Here is a 20,624-nt window from a genome sequence, read left to right on the forward strand (position 1 = left end):
GTTGTCCGACACGCCCGAGCTGCGGGTGCTGAACCCCGCCACCGAGGAGACCGTCGCCACCATCCCCGCCGCATCGGCCGCCGACGTCGACACCGCCGTCGTCCGCGCCGCCCGCGCGCAGGAACGCTGGGCCGCCCTCGCGCCCGGCGACCGCGCCCGGCTGCTGCGCCGCTTCGCCACCGCCGTCGACGACCACCTGGAGGAACTGGCCCGCCTGGAGGTCCGCGAGGCCGGCCACACCCTCGGCAACGCCCGCTGGGAGGCGGGCAACGTCCGCGACCTGCTCGACTACGCGGCCGGCGGCGTGGAACGGCTCACCGGGCGGCAGATCCCGGTCGCCGGCGGCCTCGACGTCACCCTCCACGAGCCGTACGGCGTCGTCGGCGTCATCGCCCCCTGGAACTTCCCGATGCCCGTCGCCGCCTGGGGCACCGCCCCCGCCCTCGCGGCCGGCAACGCGGTGCTCCTCAAGCCCGCCGAGACCACCCCGCTCACCGCCCTCCGCCTCGCCGAACTGGCCCTGGCGGCCGGACTGCCCGAGCACCTCTTCCAGGTCCTGCCCGGTCACGGCACCACCACCGGCCGCGCCCTGACCGACCACCCCGGCGTCGCCAAGATCGTGTTCACCGGGTCGGTGCGCACCGGCCGCGAGGTGGCGGAGCGCTGCGCCCGCCTGCTGAAGCCCGTCACCCTGGAACTCGGCGGCAAGAGCCCCAACATCGTCTTCGCCGACGCCGACCTCACGGCCGCCCTCGACCCGTTCTCCTTCCTCGACAACGCCGGCCAGGACTGCTGCGCCCGCACCCGCGTCCTCGTCCAGGAGACGGTGTACGAGCAGGCCCGCGAACTGCTCGCCGAGGCGCTCTCCACCGTCGTGGTCGGCGACCCGGCCGACGAGAGGACGCAGATGGGCCCGCTGATCTCGGCCGCCCAGCGGGACCGCGTCCGCTCCTACGTCCCCGAGGACGCCGAGGCCCTGCGCGGCAGCGCGCCGGACGGCCCCGGCTTCTGGTTCCCGCCCACCGTCCTCACCGGGGAACGCCCCGACAGCCGGGCCGCCCAGGAGGAGATCTTCGGTCCCGTCGCCGTCCTCCTGCCCTTCACCGGCGAACAGGACGCGATCCGGCTCGCCGACAGCTCCCCCTACGGCCTCTCCGGGTCCGTCTGGACCCGCGACCTGGGCCGCGCCCTGCGCGTCTCGGGGGCGCTGCGCGCGGGCAACCTGTCCGTCAACTCCCACTCCAGCGTCCGCTACTGGACGCCGTTCGGCGGCTACAAGCAGTCCGGCATCGGACGCGAACTGGGCCCGGACGCCCTGACCGCCTTCACCCAGACCAAGAACGTCTTCCTCAGCACGGAGGCCTGAACCGACCATGACCACCACGCCCGGGGACATCGAGAACACCACGGACACCGCGGACACCGCGGACACCGAACGCGCCGTCTGCCGCCGCCTGGTGGGCCGTACCGCCGTCGTCACCGGAGCCGGCAGCGGCATCGGCCTCGCGAGCGCGCGCCGGCTCGCCGCCGAGGGCGCCCACGTGGTCTGCGGTGACGTCGACGAGACCCGCGGCAAGGCCGCGGCCGAGGAGACGGGCGGCCTCTTCGTCCAGGTCGACGTCACCGACCCGGAGCAGGTCGAGGCGCTGTTCCGGACGGCGTACGAGACGTACGGCAGCGTCGACGTCGCCTTCAACAACGCGGGCATCTCGCCGCCCGACGACGACTCCATCCTGGAGACCGGCCTGGAGGCGTGGCGGCGCGTCCAGGAGGTGAACCTGACCTCCGTCTACCTGTGCTGCAAGGCCGCCCTGCCCCACATGCGGCGCCAGGGCAAGGGTTCCATCATCAACACGGCGTCCTTCGTGGCCCGGATGGGCGCGGCCACCTCGCAGATCTCGTACACCGCGTCCAAGGGCGGGGTCCTCGCCATGTCCCGGGAACTGGGTGTGCAGTTCGCCCGGGAGGGGATCAGGGTCAACGCCCTGTGCCCCGGCCCCGTCGACACCCCGCTGCTGCGGGAGCTGTTCGCCGAGGACCCGGAGCGGGCCGCGCGCCGGCTCGTGCACATCCCCGCCGGCCGGTTCGCCCGCGCCGAGGAGATCGCCGCCGCCGTGGCCTTCCTGGCCAGCGACGACTCCTCCTTCGTCAACGCCACCGACTTCCTGGTGGACGGCGGCATCTCGGGGGCGTACGTCACCCCGCTGTAGGTCTCACAGGAAGGTGTGCCCCTCGCCACGGTACGTCGGCACGGTCGCGGTCACGGTGTCGCCCGCCACCAGGTGCAGCCGGTCGAAGCGCTCGCACAGCTCACCGGCCTTGGCGTGCCGGAACCACACCTTGTCGCCGATCAGCAGGTCGTCGGCGGCGGGGCCGAGCAGGGGCGTCTGCACCTCGCCGGCGCCCTCCTGGGGGTCGTAGCGCAGTCCCTCGGGCAGGTACGGCACCGGCGACCGGTCCGCGCCGGCCGCGCCGGACGCCGGGTAGCCGCCGCCGAGCACGGTCACCACGCCCACCCCGGGCCGCCGCACGACGGGCTGGGCGAACAGGGCGGCCGGCCGGCCCCGGAACGACGTGTAGTTGTCGAACAGCCGCGGTACGTACAACCCCGACCCGGCGGCTATCTCCGTCACCGCCTCCTCGGCCGCCGTGTGCTGCACGCTGCCGGTGCCGCCGCCGTTGACGAACTCCAGGTCCGGGACGACGGCCCGGACGGCCGCCACCGCCGCGGCCCGCCGCCCGGCCAGCTCCCGCCGCGCGGCGGCCTGCATCAGCCGCACCGCCCGCGACCGCAGCGGACGCCCCGCCACCGCGTCCCCGACACCGGCCACATGGCCCTCGTACGCCATGATCCCGACCACCCGGAACCCGGGCCGCCGGGCCACGGCGCGGGCCAGGTCGGCGAGGTCGGCGGGGGAGTGCAGCGGGGAGCGGCGGGCGCCGACCCGTATCCGTCCGCCGAGCAGCTTCAGGGAGGTGTCCAACTCCAGGCAGACCCGGACCACTTCGGCGCCCCCGGCGCGGGCGGCGTCGATGAGGTCCAGTTGCGCGGGGTCGTCGACGAGCACGGTCACGGCGGCGGCGAGCTTGGGGTCGGCGGCCAGTTCGGCGTAGCCGGCGCGGTCGGCCGACGGGTAGGCGAGAAGCACGTCGGTGAAACCGGAGCGGGCCAGCCACAGCGACTCGGCCAGCGTGTAGGACATGACGCCCGCGAAACCCTCCCGGGCCAGGACGCGTTCGAGCAGCGCGCGGCAGCGCACGGACTTGCTGGCGACCCGGACCGGTTTGCCGCCGGCCCGGCGCACCAGGTCGTCCGCGTTGGCGTCGAACGCCTCCAGGTCCACGATCGCCAGCGGGGCGTCGAACGGGGCGGTGGCCCGGTCGTAGCGGGCCCGGTCGGCGGGGCGGGGGGACAGCGGGGCAGCGGTCATGAGGGCAGCCTGCCAGACACGATTACCGCAGGGTAGGGGGACGATCCGGGCCAATGCCGCGGGCGCGCGGACTGGTTCCCCGCGGTAGGGGGTCACGCCGTAGAGTGGCGCGCACGCACGTCGGAGGCGTCCGGGCCACGGCCCGGTGTCCGGTGCCGGGATGGCGGTCCGGTCGTGCGGGTAGGTGCCCGGGGCGGGCGTGTCCGCGCCGGGCCGGGCAGCAGGAGACGGCCCGCCGACGAGGACGGCGCGGGCACGAGGAAACGGGGGGTGCATGAGCACGGAAGCGCGACCTGCCTCCGTTCCCCCGCGCCCGCCCCGCCCGGCGTCCCCCTCGGCTCCCGCGCCGGCCGCCGGCGTGGTCCCGCCGCCGGGGGGCTCGCCCCGCCCCGGCGCCCCGGTGACCCCGGCCCGCTCGGGAGCCGTGCCGCCGCCCGAGCCTCCGTCCGCTCCGCCGTCCCGGCCGGCCGGTGCTCCCCGCGCGTCCGCGCCCGAGGGGCCCGGGGCCGCCATGCCGGCCGGGCGCGCACCGCACGGGAACGGCGGGACGCCCGAGGCGGCCGGCGCCCGGGAGGACCGCCCGGTGCCCTCCCGCCCGGTGGTGCCCCCGCCGCCCCCGTCGTCCGCCCGCTTCCCCGACACCCCGCCGTCCGTGGGGCGCGGCGCGCGTCCTGCGGGTGACGGGACCCGGCCTGCCGGTGCCGGGCCGGCGGGTCCTCGTGCCGGTTCCGGTGCTGCGGGCCCCCGCCCCGGTGCTGCGGGCCCCCGCCCCGGTGCTGCGGGGGCCGATCCGCGTTCCGCGGGGACCGATCCGCGTTCCGCCCCTCCCCGCCCGGCCCAGCCGCCGTCCGCGCCCGCGGCCCCCCGCGCGCCCGAGCGCCCGGCCCCCGCCGCCGAGCGCCCCTCGGAGACCACGGCGCGGCTGCGCCGCCCCGTGCCACCTGCCCCGGGAGCCGTACCCGGCCCGTCCCGCCCCGGCGCCCCGGCCGAGTCCGCCGCCGAGTCCACCCGCCGGCTGCGCCGCGTACCGCCGGAGCCCGTGCCCTCCCGGCCCCTGCCGCCCCAGGCGCCGCTGTGGGGTGCCGGGCAGCGTCCGTACGTGACGTTCGCGGACCCCGAGGGGTACGACGACGAGCGGGCCCGGCCGCGACCGCTCGGCCGGCGCACGCGCTCCCAGGCCGTCGCCGCCGCCGTCTGCCTCGTACTGGGCGCCGGCCTGCTCACCGGTGCCGTCACCGGCAGCTGGCTCGCCGACGACCCCGGGGACGACGGCCGGCCCGGCACCTTCGCCGCCGCCGGCGAGCTGTGGCACAGCGCGCCCGTGGACGACCTGTTCCCGCCCACCGTCGACGGGCGGGGCGCCGGCCCCGGCGGCGCCGACCGCACCTGGACCCGGATCGCCGTCGCCCCCGACAGCGGCTGCGCGCACGCCTTCGACCCGCTGCTGCGCGAGGCCCTCGCCCCGGCCGGCTGCGCCCGCCTGCTCCGCGCCACCTACACCGACGCCACCCGCAGCCATGTCACCACCGTCGGCCTGCTCTTCACCAAGGCCGACGCCGCCGCCATGACCGCGCTGGCCGACCGGTTCGCCCGGCAGGACCTCGGCGTCCGCACCGACCTGATGCCGCTGCCCTACGCAGCGGAGCACACCCTCGCCGCCGGCTTCGGCGCTCACCAGCGGGCCTCCTGGACCGTCTCCGTCCTCACCGACGCCCCGGTCGTCGTCTACGCCGTCTCCGGGTGGGCGGACGGCCGGGAGGTCGGCGACCCGCAGCCCGCGGCGGCGGCCATGCGGGCCGACGCCACCACGGACGTGGCCCAGGCGGGCCTCGGCCACGAGGCGCAGGGCCTCGCCGACCGCGTCGAACGCCGCCTGCGCAAGAACGCCGAACCGGCCACGGAGCAGCCCTCGTGAACGCCTTCCCGCGCCGCCGGACCACCGCCCTCGGCGTGCTCCTCGCCGCCTCCCTCGCCCTCGTCCCCTCCACCGCCGCGCACGCCGACGGCATACGGGCCAAGCAGTGGGCCCTCGACGCCCTCGGCCTGGAGCAGGTGTGGCGGACCACCAAGGGGGCGGGTGTCACCGTCGCCGTCCTGGACACCGGTGTCGAGGCCGACCACCCGGACCTCGCGGGCAACGTCCTGCCCGGCAAGGACCTCGTCGGCTTCGGTGCCGGGGAGGGCGACGCGTACTGGGCACGGCACGGCACCGCCATGGCCGGGATCATCGCCGGCCACGGACACGGCGCCGGCCACGCGGAGGGCGTCATGGGCGTCGCCCCCGAGGCCGAGGTGCTGCCCGTCCGCGTCATCCTGGAGGACGGCGACCCGGCCCGCACCGAGGCCCGCAAGACCCGCGGCGGCGCCCTCGCCGAGGGCATCCGCTGGGCCGCCGACCACGGCGCCGACGTCATCAACCTCTCCCTCGGCGACGACTCCTCCTCCGCCCACCCGGAGCCCGCCGAGGACGAGGCCATCCAGTACGCCCTGAGGAAGAACGTGGTCGTCGTCGCCTCGGCCGGCAACGGGGGTGAGAAGGGTGACCACATCTCCTACCCGGCCGCCTACCCGGGCGTGATCGCCGCGACCGCCGTCGACCGCTACGGCACCCGTGCCTCCTTCTCCACCCGCCGCTGGTACGCCACGGTCAGCGCCCCCGGCGTCGACGTGATCATCGCGGACCCCGACCACCGCTACTACGAGGGCTGGGGCACCAGCGCCGCCGCCGCCTTCGTCTCCGGTTCCGTCGCCCTGCTCCGCGCCGCCCGCCCCGGGCTGACCCCGGCCCAGGTCAAGCGCCTCCTGGAGGACACCGCCGACAACGCCCCGGCCGACGGGCGCGACGACTCCCGCGGCTACGGCTTCATCGACCCCGCCGCCGCGATCGAGGCGGCCGGCCGGCTGCGGACGGAGAGCCCGAAGCCGGCGGCGTACGGGCAGGAGTACTTCGGTCCCGGACCCGACGACGAGCGCTCCGGCGGGGGGACCTCCGCCTGGGTGGCCCCGCTGGCGGGCGGCGCCGGCGGCGTGCTGCTGGTCGCCGCGGTGGTGCTGTGGCGGGGCCGCCGCACCCGCTACGACGACTTCTGAGCGGCGGACGACGAGGCCCCGGTCCCGGTGCCCGTGCCCGTTCCGGTGTCCGTACCGGTCCCGGTGAACACGGACACCGCCGCCTTCGCCGCCGCCTCCACCAGCGAGATGCCGTCCGCCTGACCGGCGTTGCCCTGCGACAGGGCCGCCACCAGGTACGCGTGCCCGTCGACCGTCACCCGCCCGATGCTGTTGATCACCCACAGCCCGGTGCTGCTCCGCGGCAGCCACCCGTTCTTCAGCGCGGCCGGCGAACCGGCCGCCGAGACCCCCCAGTCCTGACCGTCCGCTATGTGCTCCATCAGCCCCTGGAGATACGTCCGCGACGCCACCGTCAGCTCCGAGCCGTCCTCCTCGAACACCTGCCGGAGCAGGGCCAGTTGATCGGCCGCCGTGGTCTCGGTCAGCCCCCACAGGTCGCCGTCCCCGCCCTCGGTGGCCGTGAGCCCGAACCGCGCGTTGGCGGCGTCCAGCCCGCCGGCCCGCCCGATCGTCCGCCACAGCGCCGTCGCGGAGGCGTTGTCGCTGTTCTCGATCATGGCGGTGGCGTACGTCCGTTCCGCCGCCGTCAGCGACCGCCCCTCGTCCTGCGCCCGGAGCAGCAGCGCCGCCAGGATGTCGACCTTGACGATGCTCGCGGTGGCGAAGGCGCCGTCGCCGTACCCGGCGCTCTCCCCGGTCTCCGGGTCGAGCACCGCCACCGACAGGTCCGCGCCGTCCTTCCTGGCCGCGACCGCCGCCATGGCCTCGGAGAGCAGCGCGTCATGGTCCGCGGCCGGTTCCGCCGAAGGCTCCGCCGAGGGCCGCGGCACTGTCTCCCCCTCCGTGGTGAGCGGGGCCACGGCGACGGCCGTGCCCGCCCGCTCGTTCAGGTACACGGTCCCCGCCGCCGTACCACCGCCGACGACGGCACAGGCGAGGACGGCGTACAGCAACCGGGATCTCAAGGACACCATGCCGCGATGCTCGCCGCGGCTCCTGAGCGCCCCGTATGACAGCCGTTAAATGTCGGTCAGGGAACGCTGAGAACTCCCTGAGGGCTGTGACGGCGGTGTTACCCGGGCGGCGAGCCGCTCGCGCGGACACGCGAGCACCACCCCCGCGGGCGCCGGCACCAGGGGCAGCGGCACGAGCGCCACCGCGACCGGGGTGACGCGGACGACGACGCCGGCGACCCACACGTTGTCGTCGGTGGCGGCCGGCATGAGCAGTCCCGCTCCGTGCGCCGCGTACGTCCCGAGCCGCTCGGAGGCCAGGAACGCGACGGTGACCACGGCCGTGCCCAGCGGACAGATCCCGGTGGTGCGCGCCCGCGCCGCTCGGGTCAGCGCCCACGAGCGGCGCATCGCGGTCCTCGCCGGCCAGGAGACCGGAACCGGACACGGGCCACGGACGCCGGCCGCTGACGCGCGGCCCCTCGGCCACGACCGGACCGCCCGGATGATCGTCCATGGTCGTCCCGACGCCGGCACCCGCGCCTCCGGTTCCACCGCGCGGGGTCCGCGAGGAGCCGCAAGCGCCCTGGACTAGGGTCGGTGACCGTGGCGAACAAGAACATTCCCGACCCCGGCTACTCCGACGACGACGGCTCCGCCGACCCCCGGCTGAGCGCCGCGCTCGCCGCCTGGGCCGAGGACCGCACCGCCCTCGCGCCGGTCCTCGAAGCGCTCAGGGGCGCCCGGCTGCTCGTCCCGGTGGTGGCCGTCCTCGGCGAGGCCGAGGAGGACGAGAACGGGCTGCGCCGCGAGAAGACCAGCGACATGGCCGTACCGACCCTGAAGGCCGGCGAGCGGACCGCGCTGCCCGCCTTCACCTCCACCGACTCCCTCGCCCGCTGGGACCCGGCCGCCCGCCCCGTCGCCGTCCCCCTGCACCAGGCGCTCCGGGCCGCCGCGCACGAACGGGCGGACACCGTCGTCCTGGACCTGGCCGGCCCGGTGCCGTTCGAGCTGACCGGTCCCGCCCTGCTCGCCCTCGCCGAGGGCCGCACCAGCACCGACCCGCTCACCGACCCGGCCGTCCTGGACGCCGTACGCGCCGCCGTGGCCGCCGAGTCCGCCGTGCTCCGCGCCCACCTCGGGCCGGGGCAGGCCGACGGCACCCTCGCCCTGGTCCTCGACCCGGCCGCCGAGCCCGCCGGGGCCGCGCGGGCCGTCGCGGGGCGCCTGGCGGCCGACGAGACACTGCGGGCCCGCCTGGTGCGCGGCCTCGACCTGGCACTGCTGCCGGCCGGGGCGACGCCGCCGGGCGAGCCCTTGTACGTGCGCTGACGTGCCCTTGTACGCGCGCTGACGTGGACGAGAGAAGGTGACGGGTCAGCGACGGGAGACGGTGATGGGTCAGCGACGGGAGACGGTGACGGGTCAGCCGTAGACGGCGCCCGTGTACTTCTCGCCCGGCCCCTGGCCCGGGTCGTCCGGGACCAGGGACGCCTCGCGGAAGGCGAGCTGGAGCGACTTCAGGCCGTCGCGCAGCGGGGCGGCGTGGAAGGAGCTGATCTCCGTGGCGCTCGCGTCCAGCAGACCGGCCAGCGCGTGCACCAGCTTGCGGGCCTCGTCCAGGTCCTTGTGGGCGTCGCCGTCCTCCGTCAGCCCGAGCTTCACCGCCGCGGCGCTCATCAGGTTGACGGCGACGGTCACGATCACCTCGACCGCGGGAACCTCGGCGATGTCGCGGGTCATGGCGTCGAAGTCGGGTGACTCGGGGGACTGGGGAGGGGTCTCACTCATGCCGGACACGATAGGCGCAGCGCGGACCCGGCCCCCAGGCGGTCTCGGTTGGCACGTCCCGCGCCGGAGCTGCTAACCTTGTGTAACGACCGGTCGGACACGTGTGCCTCGCGGCACCGCGACCGACTGCAAGTGGAGGCCATCGAACTCCCACCTGACCGTCCCCCGGGGCGGCGGGTCACCGGTCAGGCGGTTCCGTCCTACGACGGTGACCAGCCCGAAAGCGCGCCCCGCGATCATCGCGACGGTGCTCCGGTAGCAGTTCGAGGAGCCCCGCCTGTGATCGTCCGGGGCATTTTTCATGCGTCGGCGCGGTTAGGTCTATCGAACACAGACGTAACGCGGCTGTCCGCCAGACGGTCGCGTGGTGCTACCGAGGAGGATCCATCAGCGCCGAGCCCCGCATCAACGACCGGATTCGCGTTCCCGAGGTGCGACTTGTCGGTCCCAGCGGCGAGCAGGTCGGGATTGTCCCGCTTGCCAAGGCCCTGGAGCTTGCGCAGGAGTACGACCTCGACCTCGTCGAGGTCGCGGCGAACGCCCGTCCGCCCGTGTGCAAGCTCATGGACTACGGGAAGTTCAAGTACGAGTCGGCCATGAAGGCCCGTGAGGCGCGCAAGAACCAGGCGCACACGGTCATCAAGGAGATGAAGCTCCGGCCGAAGATCGACCCGCACGACTATGACACCAAGAAGGGTCACGTCGTCCGGTTCCTCAAGCAGGGCGACAAGGTCAAGATCACGATCATGTTCCGTGGTCGCGAGCAGTCCCGGCCCGAGCTGGGCTACCGACTGCTGCAGCGGCTCGCTGAGGACGTGGCCGACCTCGGGTTCGTGGAGTCGAACCCGAAGCAGGACGGCCGCAACATGATCATGGTCCTCGGTCCGCACAAGAAGAAGACCGAGGCGATGGCCGAGGCTCGCCAGGCACAGGAAGCCCGCAAGGCGGAAGCGAAGGCCAACCCCGGCCGTTCGATGAACGCCGCGGACCCTGAGGCAGCCAACGCCGAAGCCCCGTCCGAGGCTCCGGCCGAGGCGTCCGCCGAGGCGTGATCCCGGGGGGCGCGAGCCCCCGAGGACATAACCGATACAAGAGCGACGCTCCACCGTGCCCGGTTCCCACGACCGGGCATCGGAGCGCCACCCACGAGGAGAGAACGGCGCTATGCCGAAGAACAAGTCGCACAGCGGTGCCAGCAAGCGCTTCAAGATCACCGGCTCCGGCAAGGTGCTCCGCGAGCGCGCCGGCAAGCGCCACCTGCTCGAGCACAAGTCGTCCCGTGTGACGCGTCGCCTCACCGGCAACGCCGAGATGGCCCCCGGCGACGCCGCGAAGATCAAGAAGCTTCTCGGCAAGTGACGCCCCGGCGCTCCCGCTGAGCGCCGTACGTCAGGACCGGGACCCATTCGACACCGGGCCGCGTGAGGATCACCGCGGCCCCGCTACAAGGAGTTAAACAAGTGGCACGCGTCAAGCGGGCAGTCAACGCCCACAAGAAGCGCCGGGCGATCCTCGAGCAGGCCTCCGGCTACCGCGGTCAGCGCTCGCGCCTGTACCGCAAGGCCAAGGAGCAGGTCACCCACTCGCTGGTCTACAACTACAACGACCGCAAGAAGCGCAAGGGCGACTTCCGTCAGCTGTGGATCCAGCGCATCAACGCCGCTGCCCGCGCCAACGGCATCACGTACAACCGCTTCATCCAGGGTCTGAAGGCCGCCAACGTCGAGGTGGACCGCAAGATCCTCGCGGAGCTGGCCGTCAACGACGCGGGTGCGTTCGCCGCGCTCGTCGAGGTGGCGCAGAAGGCGCTGCCGGCGGACGTCAACGCGCCCAAGGCCGCGTGACGCTGCGCCGGCTCTAGGCCGACGTGACTGTAGGGGCCCGCAGGCTTCGGTCTGCGGGTCCTGTGCTGTGTGATCTGCGGGGCCGTCGTGGCTGTTCGCGCGGTTCCCCGCGCCCCTAGGTATTCCTCCCGAAGGTAAGGTGCATGGCTGCCGCTCCTGAGCTCATCTCTCCTCGCTCTGCCCGTGTTCTCGCGGCGAGGCGGCTCGCCAAGCGCAACTTCCGGGGCAAGGAGCGGCTGTTCCTCGCTGAGGGGCCGCAGGCCGTGCGGGAGGCGGCGGGGTTCGGGGAGACCCTGGTCGAGCTGTTCGCCACCGTGGAGGCGGCCGAGCGGTACGCCGGCATCGTCGGTGAGGCCCGGTCCGCCGGCGCCCGGGTGCACCTCGCCGACGAGCAGGTGATCGCCGACATCTCCACCACCGTCACCCCGCAGGGCCTGGTCGGGGTCTGCCGGTTCGTGGACACCCCGTTCGACGACATCCTCGCCGCCCGGCCGAAACTGGTCGCCGTCCTCGCCCACGTCCGCGACCCCGGCAACGCCGGCACCGTGCTGCGCTGCGCCGACGCCGCCGGCGCCGAGGCCGTCGTCCTCACCGACGCCTCCGTCGACCTGTACAACCCCAAGGCCGTACGGGCCTCCGTGGGCTCCCTGTTCCATCTTCCGGTCGCCGTCGGCGTCCCCGTCGAACGGGCCGTCGCCGGGCTGCGCGAGACCGGCGTGCGGGTGCTCGCCGCCGACGGCGCGGGCGCCGACGACCTCGACGCCGAACTCGACGCCGGCACCATGGGCGGGCCCACCGCCTGGGTCTTCGGCAACGAGGCGTGGGGACTGCCGGAGGAGACGCGCGCCCTCACGGACGCCGTCGTACGGGTCCCGATCCACGGAAAGGCCGAGAGTCTGAACCTCGCCACCGCCGCGGCCGTATGTCTCTACGCGTCGGCGCGTGCACAGCGCGCCGTCGGAGGGTGCCGCACCGTCACCGAGAGCTAGTAGGGTGACCCACTCGGGACCCCGGCGTGGCGGAGAGGTGGGGTACGGGAATGGGTGTCGGCACGAGCAGTGCACCGGGAGCGCGTCCGACCGGGTGCCCGCCCGCGCCCCGGCCCGGTGAACCGGCCGCCCCGGACGTCCGCATCGACCCGGACGACCTGCCCGACGGCCTCGTCGTCGCCGACGAGCACGGCCGGGTGATCCGCTGCAACGCGGCCGCCGAGCGCATCACCGCCCGCCGCGCCGCCGAGGTGCTCGGCGAGACCCTGGAGAAGGCCCTCCCGCTGGAGGACCTCGAAGGCCGCCGCTGGTGGCAGCTGACCGACCCCTACGGCGGCCTCGCCATCCGCAACCGCCAGCCCGAGCGCAACCTGCTGCTGCCCGGCGGCCGGGAGGTCCTGGTCTCCGCGCGGTACGTACGGGAGCACCCCACCGGCCCGGTGAGCCGCGTCGTCGTCACCCTGCGCGACACCGAGGCCCGCCGCCGCACCGAGCGCAGCCACGCCGAGCTGATCGCCACCGTCGCCCATGAACTGCGCTCCCCGCTGACCTCGGTCAAAGGCTTCACGGCGACCCTGCTGGCCAAGTGGGAGCGGTTCACCGACGACCAGAAACGGCTGATGCTGGAGACCGTCGACGCCGACGCCGACCGCGTCACCCGGCTCATCGCCGAACTCCTCGACATCTCCCGCATCGACTCCGGCCGCCTGGAGCTGCGCCGCCAGCCCGTCGACATCGGCGCCGCCGTCGGCCGCCACATCCAGGCGTACGTCGCTGCGGGCCAGAGCGCCGACCGGTTCCTGCTCCGGCTCGCGCAGCCGCTGCCCGACCTGTGGGCCGACCCCGACAAGGTCGACCAGGTGCTCAGCAACCTCATCGAAAACGCCGTGCGCCACGGCGAGGGAACCGTCACCATCGACATCACACCCGCGCCGTCCCCCCGCGAAGGGGAGGACACCGGCACGTCGGTCACCGTGAGCGACGAGGGGCCCGGCATCCCGGAGGAGTCCATGAACCGCGTCTTCACCCGCTTCTGGCGGGGCAGCAAGCGCGGCGGCACCGGCCTCGGGCTCTACATCGTCAAGGGCATCGTGGAAGCCCACGGCGGCACCATCACCGTCGGCCGGGGACCCCGGGGCGGCGCCGAGTTCCGCTTCACCTTGCCCGTGAGCGCTCCGGCCTATCTCGCCTGAGCCGCCCGCGGGCGCCATCGCGTATCCCCGCCCCGTTAGACTCGGCCTTTGGCACCTTTGCGTCCCCGTTCAAGGGACGACACGGCCCCGGGCCGGGACGGGGACCTCCAGCCTGGGGGCACCTCCCAGCGGTAGCTGGGGGACAATCGGAAGCACGGGAAGAGATGTCGGCACCGAATAAGTCGTACGACCCTGTCGAGGTCGAGGCGTTGAAACCGGAAGAGATCGAGCGCATGCGGGACGAGGCGCTCGCCGCCTTCGCCGCAGCGAGCTCCCTCGACGCGCTCCAGGAGGCGAAGGTCGCCCACACCGGCGGCACCTCCCCGCTGGCGCTCGCCAACCGCGAGATCGGCGCCCTGCCCCCGCACGCCAAGGCCGCCGCCGGGAAGCTGGTCGGCCAGGCCCGCGGTGCCGTGAACAAGGGCCTCGCCGCCCGCCAGGCCGAACTGGAGGCGGAGCGCGACGCGCGGGTGCTGGTCGAGGAGGCGGTGGACGTCACCCTGCCGTACGACCGCGTACCGGCCGGCGCCCGCCACCCGCTCACCACCCTCTCGGAGCGCATCGAGGACATCTTCGTGGCCATGGGCTACGAGGTCGCCGAGGGCCCCGAGGCGGAGGCCGAGTGGTTCAACTTCGACGCGCTGAACATCGGCCCGGACCACCCGGCCCGCGGCGAGGCCGACACCTTCTTCGTGGCCGGCCCCGAGGGCGGCACCGAGTCCGGGGTCGTCCTGCGCACCCACACCTCGCCCGTGCAGATCCGCTCCCTGCTCGGCCGCGGCACGCCGGTCTACGTGATCTGCCCCGGCCGCGTCTACCGCACCGACGAGCTGGACGCCACGCACACCCCGGTCTTCCACCAGGTCGAACTGCTCGCCGTGGACGAGGGCCTGACCATGGCCGACCTCAAGGGCACCCTCGACCACATGGTGCAGTCGCTGTTCGGCGCGGAGATGAAGACCCGGCTGCGGCCGAACTTCTTCCCCTTCACCGAGCCGTCCGCCGAGATGGACATGGTCTGCTACGTCTGCAAGGGAGCCTCCGTCGGCAACCCCGACCGCCCCTGCCGCACCTGCTCCAGCGAGGGCTGGATCGAGCTGGGCGGCTGCGGCATGGTCAACCCCCGCGTGCTGACCGCCTGCGGCGTGGACCCGGAGAGGTACAGCGGCTTCGCCTTCGGCTTCGGCATCGAGCGCCTGGCGATGTTCCGCCACAACGTTGAAGACATGCGAGACATGGTCGAGGGTGACGTCCGGTTCACCCGGCCGTTCGGGATGGAGATCTGATGCGGGTCCCGCTTTCCTGGCTGCGGGAGTACGTCGACCTGCCGGCCACCGAGACCGGCCGTGACGTGCAGGCCAAGCTGATTTCGGTCGGCCTGGAGGTCGAGACCGTCGACCGCCTCGGCGCCGACCTCAAGGGCCCGCTGGTGGTCGGCCAGGTGCTGACCATCGAGGAGCTGGAGGGCTTCAAGAAGCCGATCCGCTTCTGCACCGTCGACGTCGGACAGGCCAACGGCACCGGCGAGCCCCAGGAGATCGTCTGCGGCGCCCGGAACTTCGCCGTCGGCGACAAGGTCGTCGTGGTCCTCCCCGGCGCCACCCTGCCCGGCGGCTTCTCGATCTCCGCCCGCAAGACCTACGGCAAGGTCTCGCACGGCATGATCTGCTCCAGCGACGAGCTGGGCATGGGGGACGACGGCACGCACGGCATCATCGTGCTGCCGCCCGAGACCGAGGTCGGCAAGGACGCCATCGAGCTGCTGGAACTGGTCGACGAGGTGCTCGACATCGCCGTCACCGCCAACCGCGGCGACTGCCTGTCCATCCGCGGCGTCGCCCGCGAGACCGCCATCGCCTACGGCCTGCCGCTGCGCGACCCGGCCCTCCTCGACGTGCCCGGACCGAACGCGTACGGCTACCCGGTGAAGATCGCCGACCCCACCGGCTGCGACCGCTTCACCGCCCGCACGGTGACCGGCCTCAGCCCCGAGGCGCGCTCCCCGATCTGGCTGCGGCGCCGGCTCCAGAAGGTCGGCGTCCGTCCGATCTCGCTCGCCGTCGACGTCACCAACTACGTGATGATGGAGCTGGGCCAGCCACTGCACGCCTACGACCGCACCCTGGTCCAGGGCACCATCGGCGTGCGCCGCGCCGAGCCCGGCGAGAAGCTGAAGACCCTCGACGGCGTCGAGCGCACGCTGACCGCCGAGGACCTGGTCGTCACCGACGAGCGCGGGCCCATCGGGCTCGCCGGCGTCATGGGCGGCGCCGACACGGAGATCGCCGACCACGACGACCTCCAGAACGCCACCGGTGACGTGGTCATCGAGGCCGCCCACTTCGACGCCGTCTCCATCGCCCGCACCGCCCGCCGCCACAAGCTCTCCTCCGAGGCGTCCCGCCGCTTCGAGCGCGGCGTCGACCCGCAGGCCGCCGCCGCCGCCGCGCAGCGCACCGTCGACCTGCTGGTGCTGCTGGCCGGCGGCACCGCCGAGGCCGGCGTCACCGAGATCAGCGCGCCGCACGCGCCGCGCACCATCACGGTCGCCGCCGACCACCCGGACAAGGTCGCGGGCGTCACCTACGGCCGCGAGACCGTCGTACGCCGCCTCCAGGAGGTCGGCTGTGACGTGTACGGCCAGGACGAGCTGCTGGTCACCGTGCCGTCCTGGCGGCCCGACCTGACCGACCCGAACGACCTGGCCGAAGAGGTCATCCGCCTGGAGGGCTACGAGGACCTGCCCTCCACGCTGCCCAAGCCGCCCGCCGGGCGGGGCCTGACCCCCCGGCAGCGGCTGCACCGCCGGGCCGGCCGGGCGCTGGCGGGCGCCGGGTATGTCGAGGCGCTGAACTACCCCTTCCTCGGCGAGAAGGTCTTCGACCAGCTCGGCCTGGACGCCGACGACCCGGCCCGCCGCGTCGTGAAGCTGGTCAACCCGCTCAGCGACGAGGAGCCGGCGCTGCGCACCACGCTGCTGCCGGGCCTGCTCGGCGCGCTGCGCCGCAACGACGGCCGGGGCAGCCACGACCTCGCCCTGTTCGAGACCGGCCTGGTCTTCCTGCCCCGCGAGGAGCAGCGGGCCGCCGTACGGCTCCCGGTGGACCGGCGCCCCAGCGACGAGGACCTCGCCGCGCTGAACGCCGCGCTGCCCGACCAGCCCCGGCACGTCGCCGTCGTCCTCGCGGGCGCCCGCGAGCAGGCCGGCTGGTGGGGCAAGGGCCGTCCGGCCGACTGGGCCGACGCCGTCGAGGCCGCCCGCACCGTCGCCCGCGAGGCCGGCGCCGAACTGACCGTCCGCAAGGGCCGGTACGGTCCCTGGCACCCGGGCCGCTGCGCCGAGCTGGCGGTCACCGCCGACGGCACCGAGCGGATCATCGGTCACGCCGGTGAGCTGCACCCCCGGGTGCTGAAGGCGCTCGGGCTGCCCGCCCGTACCTGCGCGATGGAGCTGGACCTCGACGTGCTGGAGCGCGCCGGGGACGACACCCCGCGGGCGCCCGGCATCTCCACCTTCCCGGTCGCCACGCAGGACGTCGCCCTCGTGGTCGACGCGGCGGTCCCGGCGGCCGAGGTCGAGGCGGCGCTGCGCGAGGGCGCGGGCGAACTGCTGGAGTCCCTCCGCCTGTTCGACGTGTACGACAACGCGGAGCAGCTCGGCGAGGGGCGCAAGTCACTGGCGTACGCGCTGCGGTTCCGGGCGGCGGACCGGACGCTGACGGTCGACGAGGCGTCCGCGGCCCGGGACGCGGCGGTCGCGCTCGCCGGTGAGCGGACGGGAGCCGTGCTGCGCGGGTGACCGCCGTGTGGACCCCGTAGCCGGCCACCCCGGCTCCATCACTCATATGGGTGACGATGCCGGATGATATGGCCCTTCTCGGTCATGCCGTCGACAGAATCGGACCGGTCCTTCGGGGCCGGTCCGCGCTGTCTGGGCCTGACTGGGGGGCCACGGCATGATCCGTATCAAGGCTGGGCTGCCCCGCGGGGTGCGCGCGCTGGGGCTGCCCACCGCCTGGGGCGCCAGTGCCCTCACGTACAAACTGACCTGCCCGCTGGCCCAGCAGGACGGGCTGGGCCAGCGGATGGTCTCCGGTGCCGTCTTCTTCGCCGTCGGCACCGGCATCGTCCTGCACGTCCGGCGGTCCCTGCTGCGGGAGCTGCGGCAGGCCCGGCGGATCGCGTGCGTCGCGCAGAGCGCCCTGCTGCCCCCGCTGCCGCCGCGCGTCGACGGACTGAGCGTCGCCGCCGCCCGGCTCTCCGCCGATCCCGGTGCCACCATCGGCGGCGACGTGTACGAGGCGGTCGGCACCGAGCACGGGGTCCGGGTGCTGATGGGCGACGCCCGGGGCCACGGACTCGCCGCCGTCGGGACCGCGGCCGCCGTCCTCAACAGCTTCCGCGAGGCGGTGCACGACGGGAAGGACCTCGCGGAGGTGCTGCGCCGCCTGGAGCGCGCCCTCGCCCGGCAGGTGCGCGCCCGGACCCGCGACGCCACGGCGGACGAGGAGTTCGTCACCGTACTGCTGCTGGAGATCCGCGCGGACGGCGAGATCAGGGCGGTGAACTGCGGCCACCCCTGGCCGTATCTGATCACCGGCGCCGAGGCCGAGCCCCTGGCGCGGTCCGAGCCGCTGCCCCCGCTCGGTCTCTTCCCGCTCCCCGACGATCTGCCGGTCGAGCGGCACGGGCGGCTGCTGCCCGGCCAGGCGCTGCTGCTGCACACCGACGGCGCCGAGGACGCCCGGGACGCCCGCGGGAGCTTCTTCCCGCTGCGGGAGGCGCTCGCCGACGCCGCGCGCGAAGATCCGCTGTGCCCGCGGCGGGTCCTGCGGCGCGTCCTCACCGCGCTCCTCCATCACAGCGACGGCTTCCCGGCCGACGACGTCGCCCTGCTGATGCTGCACCACGACGGCGCCCGCACCGGGCCGGACACCGTCGCCCTGGCCCAGGGCGCCGACTCGCTCCCGTGAGCCGGCTGAGCCGTCCGCCCCGCCACGGAGCGTCGGGCAGACGGTGGGGCGGACGGCGCGGCACCGGGCCGCCGCACTGTACGAGGGGGAGCCCGGCGACCCGACCGGCCTCCATGAGGAGGCACCTCAGTCAAGCGAATCGACACGCTCCGCGACAGCGCGCACACGCTACGGATACGCGTACTCCGTTCACACCCCGTGTGAAGACACACCCACTACTCTCTACGGCACCGAGCCACCGGGAGGCAGCCCGTGCAGCCCAACACCCTGCTCGACGCGATCCTTGACGAGGCGGGCATCTCGCACGCCGGGCTGGCCGCCCACGTCAACCAGGCCGGCCGGAGCCGCGGCCTCGCGCTCCGCTACGAACACACCGCCGTCGCGCGATGGCTCAAGGGGCAGCGTCCGCGCGGCCAGGTGCCCGACCTGATCTGCGAGGTGCTCGCGGTCCGGCTGCGCCGGCCCGTCACCCTCGACGACATCGGCCTCGGCGTGCCCGGCGAGCCGGCCACCGCGCACACCGGCTCCCTCTCCGGGTTCGTCGAGCGGGCCACCGCCCTGTGGCGCTCGGACCAGCAGCAGCGCGCACACCTCCTGGGCGCCCCCGCGCTCACCGGCACCCCCGCCGTGATGCCGGTGTGGGAGTGGGAGAACCCGCCCGAGGACGTGGACGTCTCCCGCGGCGGCCGGCACCCGGTCACCCCGGCCGACCTGGAGATGCTGCGCAGCGCCCGCGCCCACTACGAGCAGCTGTACCGCAAGGCCGGCGGCGTGGCGACCCGCGCCCGGATCGTCGGCTTCCTCAACGCCGAGGCCGCCCCGCTGCTGCGCGGCAGCTACACCGACGCCACCGGCCGCCAACTGCACCGCGCCACCGGCGGCCTGGTCGCGGTCGCCGGGATCTGCGCCTACGACTCCGACGCGCACGGCCTGGCCCAGCGCTACTTCCACCAGGCGCTCCGGCTCGCCAAGGCCAGCGGCGACCGGGGCCTGGGCGCGTACATCATCGCCCTCCTCGTCAACCAGGCGCTCCACCTGCGCGAGTACCGCCAGGCCGTGGCCTTCGCCGAGGCCGCGCTGCGCGCCGCCGGCCGGCACATCACCCCGGCCCTCGCCTCCGACCTGTACGCGATGCAGGCGAAGGCCTACGCCCATCTCGGCGACGGCACCAGCGCCCTGTCCTGCATCCGCCGCGCCGAGCGGGCCGCCGACCGCATCCGGCGCGGCCACGAACCCGACGAGACGGGCTATGTGCAGCCGGGGCTGGTCAACGTGCAGGTGGCCGAGGCGCTCCTCAGCCTCGGTGAGGTGGCCGCCGCCGCCGAGCACGCCGCCGCGGCCGTCGACACCCCCGCGCACGACCGCGGCCGGGTGCACCGGCTGGCCATGCTCAGCACCATCGAACTGCGGCAGGGCCACGCGGACAAGGCCGTGGTGACGGCGGTGCAGATGACCGAACAGGCCCGGGGCATGGAGTCCCAGCGGCTGCGGGACAGACTCCGCGCGGTGCGCGAGCACCTCGTCCGCAGCGGCTGCGCGGGCACCGCCGAGGCGGCCGAACTGATCGACGGAGCGCTACGCGTGCCCCTGTGATCCTTCCGCGTACCGCCGCGTACCGCCGCGTACCGCCGCGTACCGCCGCGTACCGCCGCGTACTGCTGTGACCCCTGTGCCCCGTCCACGTCCCTGGTGCCCCTGGTGCGTCCCCGGGCGGTGCCCAGCGCCCGCCGCCGCCCCGCGCGCGGCCCGCCGTGCGCCTGCTGCCGGACAGAGACGGCTGCGATATTGCCACCTACTCAACGAAAGGTGGCATAACCGTGCAGTGGTCGAAACAGTACGAACAGATGGTGTACTCAAATCGCTGGTTCAGCGTCAACCTGGCGGACGTCGAACTCCCGGACGGCCGGCACCTGGACCACTTCCTCATACGGATGCGCCCGGTGGCCGTCGCCACGGTCGTCAACGAGGCCAACGAGGTGCTCCTGCTCTGGCGGCACCGCTTCATCACCGACAGCTGGGGCTGGGAACTCGCGGCCGGCGTCGTCGAGGACGGCGAGGACCTCGCGGCGGCGGCGGCCCGGGAACTGGAGGAGGAGACCGGCTGGCGGCCGGGAGCCCTGCGGCACCTGATGAGCGTGGAGCCGTCCAACGGCCTCACCGACGCCCGGCACCACGTCTACTGGGCCGAGGAGGGTGAGTACGTCGGACACCCGGTGGACGACTTCGAGTCCGACCGCCGGGAGTGGGTGCCGCTCAAACTGGTCCCCGACATGGTCGCGCGCGGGGAGGTGCCGGCCGCCAACATGGCGGCCGCGTTACTCCTGCTGCACCACCTCAGGCTCGGGCAGGACGACCGGCCCTGACCCCCCCTGTGG

General features: G+C 74.4%; 19 protein-coding genes. 15 read left to right on the plus strand and 4 right to left on the minus strand.

Annotated elements, in window-relative coordinates; genetic code table 11:
• Position 1: 1 nt before the first annotated feature.
• On the plus strand, positions 2 to 1,366 hold the full coding sequence (locus tag Sdagh_RS01875) for an aldehyde dehydrogenase family protein (RefSeq protein ID WP_189418729.1): 1,365 nt from the start codon (positions 2 to 4) through the stop codon (positions 1,364 to 1,366).
• Between the two features lie 7 nt (positions 1,367 to 1,373).
• Positions 1,374 to 2,210, plus strand: a complete 837-nt coding sequence (locus Sdagh_RS01880; RefSeq protein WP_226534425.1) for a 3-oxoacyl-ACP reductase — start codon at positions 1,374 to 1,376, stop codon at positions 2,208 to 2,210.
• Between the two features lie 3 nt (positions 2,211 to 2,213).
• Here Sdagh_RS01880 and Sdagh_RS01885 read toward each other — a convergent pair whose 3' ends face one another.
• Positions 2,214 to 3,416, minus strand: coding sequence for an amino acid deaminase/aldolase (locus tag Sdagh_RS01885; RefSeq protein WP_189419118.1), 1,203 nt, complete (start codon positions 3,414 to 3,416; stop codon positions 2,214 to 2,216).
• A gap of 949 nt (positions 3,417 to 4,365) precedes the next feature.
• Between Sdagh_RS01885 and Sdagh_RS01890 the strand changes: the two genes are divergently transcribed.
• Together Sdagh_RS01890 and mycP are read left to right on the plus strand one after the other, a co-directional pair.
• Entirely contained in the window at positions 4,366 to 5,346 is a 981-nt protein-coding gene (locus tag Sdagh_RS01890) for a hypothetical protein (protein WP_226534427.1), read from the plus strand.
• Complete coding sequence (gene mycP / locus Sdagh_RS01895; protein ID WP_189418733.1) at positions 5,343 to 6,521, plus strand: type VII secretion-associated serine protease mycosin; 1,179 nt, start codon at positions 5,343 to 5,345, stop codon at positions 6,519 to 6,521. The genes Sdagh_RS01890 and mycP overlap by 4 nt, the downstream gene beginning before the upstream one ends.
• On the opposite strand, the gene Sdagh_RS01900 is transcribed toward mycP, so the two are convergent.
• Together Sdagh_RS01900 and Sdagh_RS01905 are read right to left on the minus strand one after the other, a co-directional pair.
• A complete protein-coding gene (locus Sdagh_RS01900; protein ID WP_189418735.1) occupies positions 6,506 to 7,477 on the minus strand; it encodes a serine hydrolase in 972 nt (323 codons plus the stop codon). The two genes, mycP and Sdagh_RS01900, sit on opposite strands and share 16 nt — an antisense overlap.
• Positions 7,478 to 7,522: 45 nt before the next feature.
• Complete coding sequence (locus tag Sdagh_RS01905; protein ID WP_189418737.1) at positions 7,523 to 7,867, minus strand: hypothetical protein; 345 nt, start codon at positions 7,865 to 7,867, stop codon at positions 7,523 to 7,525.
• A 195-nt stretch (positions 7,868 to 8,062) separates the two neighbouring features.
• Here Sdagh_RS01905 and Sdagh_RS01910 point away from each other — a divergent pair, with 195 nt between their 5' ends.
• Positions 8,063 to 8,791, plus strand: coding sequence for an SseB family protein (locus Sdagh_RS01910; protein WP_190077579.1), 729 nt, complete (start codon positions 8,063 to 8,065; stop codon positions 8,789 to 8,791).
• Between the two features lie 93 nt (positions 8,792 to 8,884).
• Here Sdagh_RS01910 and Sdagh_RS01915 read toward each other — a convergent pair whose 3' ends face one another.
• Positions 8,885 to 9,250 (minus strand): DUF1844 domain-containing protein, encoded by a 366-nt coding sequence (locus tag Sdagh_RS01915; protein ID WP_189418741.1) that lies wholly within the window; start codon positions 9,248 to 9,250, stop codon positions 8,885 to 8,887.
• A 386-nt stretch (positions 9,251 to 9,636) separates the two neighbouring features.
• On the opposite strand from Sdagh_RS01915, the gene infC reads away from it, so the two are divergent.
• From infC to Sdagh_RS01965, 10 genes are all read left to right on the plus strand, one after another.
• Positions 9,637 to 10,302 carry a translation initiation factor IF-3 gene (infC, locus tag Sdagh_RS01920; protein ID WP_189419120.1) on the plus strand — a complete coding sequence of 222 codons (666 nt, stop codon included), beginning with the start codon at positions 9,637 to 9,639 and terminating at the stop codon, positions 10,300 to 10,302.
• A 112-nt stretch (positions 10,303 to 10,414) separates the two neighbouring features.
• Positions 10,415 to 10,609 carry a 50S ribosomal protein L35 gene (gene rpmI, locus Sdagh_RS01925; RefSeq protein ID WP_003977225.1) on the plus strand — a complete coding sequence of 65 codons (195 nt, stop codon included), beginning with the start codon at positions 10,415 to 10,417 and terminating at the stop codon, positions 10,607 to 10,609.
• 101 nt (positions 10,610 to 10,710) lie between these two features.
• Positions 10,711 to 11,094, plus strand: coding sequence for a 50S ribosomal protein L20 (rplT, locus tag Sdagh_RS01930; RefSeq protein ID WP_055492778.1), 384 nt, complete (start codon positions 10,711 to 10,713; stop codon positions 11,092 to 11,094).
• Positions 11,095 to 11,237: 143 nt separating this feature from the next.
• Complete coding sequence (locus Sdagh_RS01935; protein ID WP_189418743.1) at positions 11,238 to 12,083, plus strand: TrmH family RNA methyltransferase; 846 nt, start codon at positions 11,238 to 11,240, stop codon at positions 12,081 to 12,083.
• A gap of 50 nt (positions 12,084 to 12,133) precedes the next feature.
• Entirely contained in the window at positions 12,134 to 13,276 is a 1,143-nt protein-coding gene (locus Sdagh_RS01940; RefSeq protein WP_189418745.1) for a sensor histidine kinase, read from the plus strand.
• 164 nt (positions 13,277 to 13,440) lie between these two features.
• Positions 13,441 to 14,562 carry a phenylalanine--tRNA ligase subunit alpha gene (gene pheS / locus Sdagh_RS01945; protein WP_189418747.1) on the plus strand — a complete coding sequence of 374 codons (1,122 nt, stop codon included), beginning with the start codon at positions 13,441 to 13,443 and terminating at the stop codon, positions 14,560 to 14,562.
• Positions 14,562 to 17,075: a phenylalanine--tRNA ligase subunit beta gene (gene pheT, locus Sdagh_RS01950; RefSeq protein ID WP_190077578.1), complete on the plus strand. Its 2,514-nt coding sequence runs from the start codon at positions 14,562 to 14,564 to the stop codon at positions 17,073 to 17,075. The genes pheS and pheT overlap by 1 nt, the downstream gene beginning before the upstream one ends.
• Before the next feature lie 157 nt (positions 17,076 to 17,232).
• Positions 17,233 to 18,249 carry a PP2C family protein-serine/threonine phosphatase gene (locus Sdagh_RS01955; protein ID WP_190009770.1) on the plus strand — a complete coding sequence of 339 codons (1,017 nt, stop codon included), beginning with the start codon at positions 17,233 to 17,235 and terminating at the stop codon, positions 18,247 to 18,249.
• Positions 18,250 to 18,501: 252 nt separating this feature from the next.
• Positions 18,502 to 19,842 (plus strand): NsdA family TPR-like regulatory protein, encoded by a 1,341-nt coding sequence (locus tag Sdagh_RS01960; protein ID WP_189418754.1) that lies wholly within the window; start codon positions 18,502 to 18,504, stop codon positions 19,840 to 19,842.
• 224 nt (positions 19,843 to 20,066) lie between these two features.
• Positions 20,067 to 20,612 (plus strand): NUDIX domain-containing protein, encoded by a 546-nt coding sequence (locus Sdagh_RS01965; RefSeq protein WP_190009772.1) that lies wholly within the window; start codon positions 20,067 to 20,069, stop codon positions 20,610 to 20,612.
• The last annotated feature ends 12 nt before the right edge of the window (positions 20,613 to 20,624 follow it).

The organism is Streptomyces daghestanicus (assembly GCF_020521275.1).
Lineage (GTDB): Bacteria > Actinomycetota > Actinomycetes > Streptomycetales > Streptomycetaceae > Streptomyces > Streptomyces griseoviridis.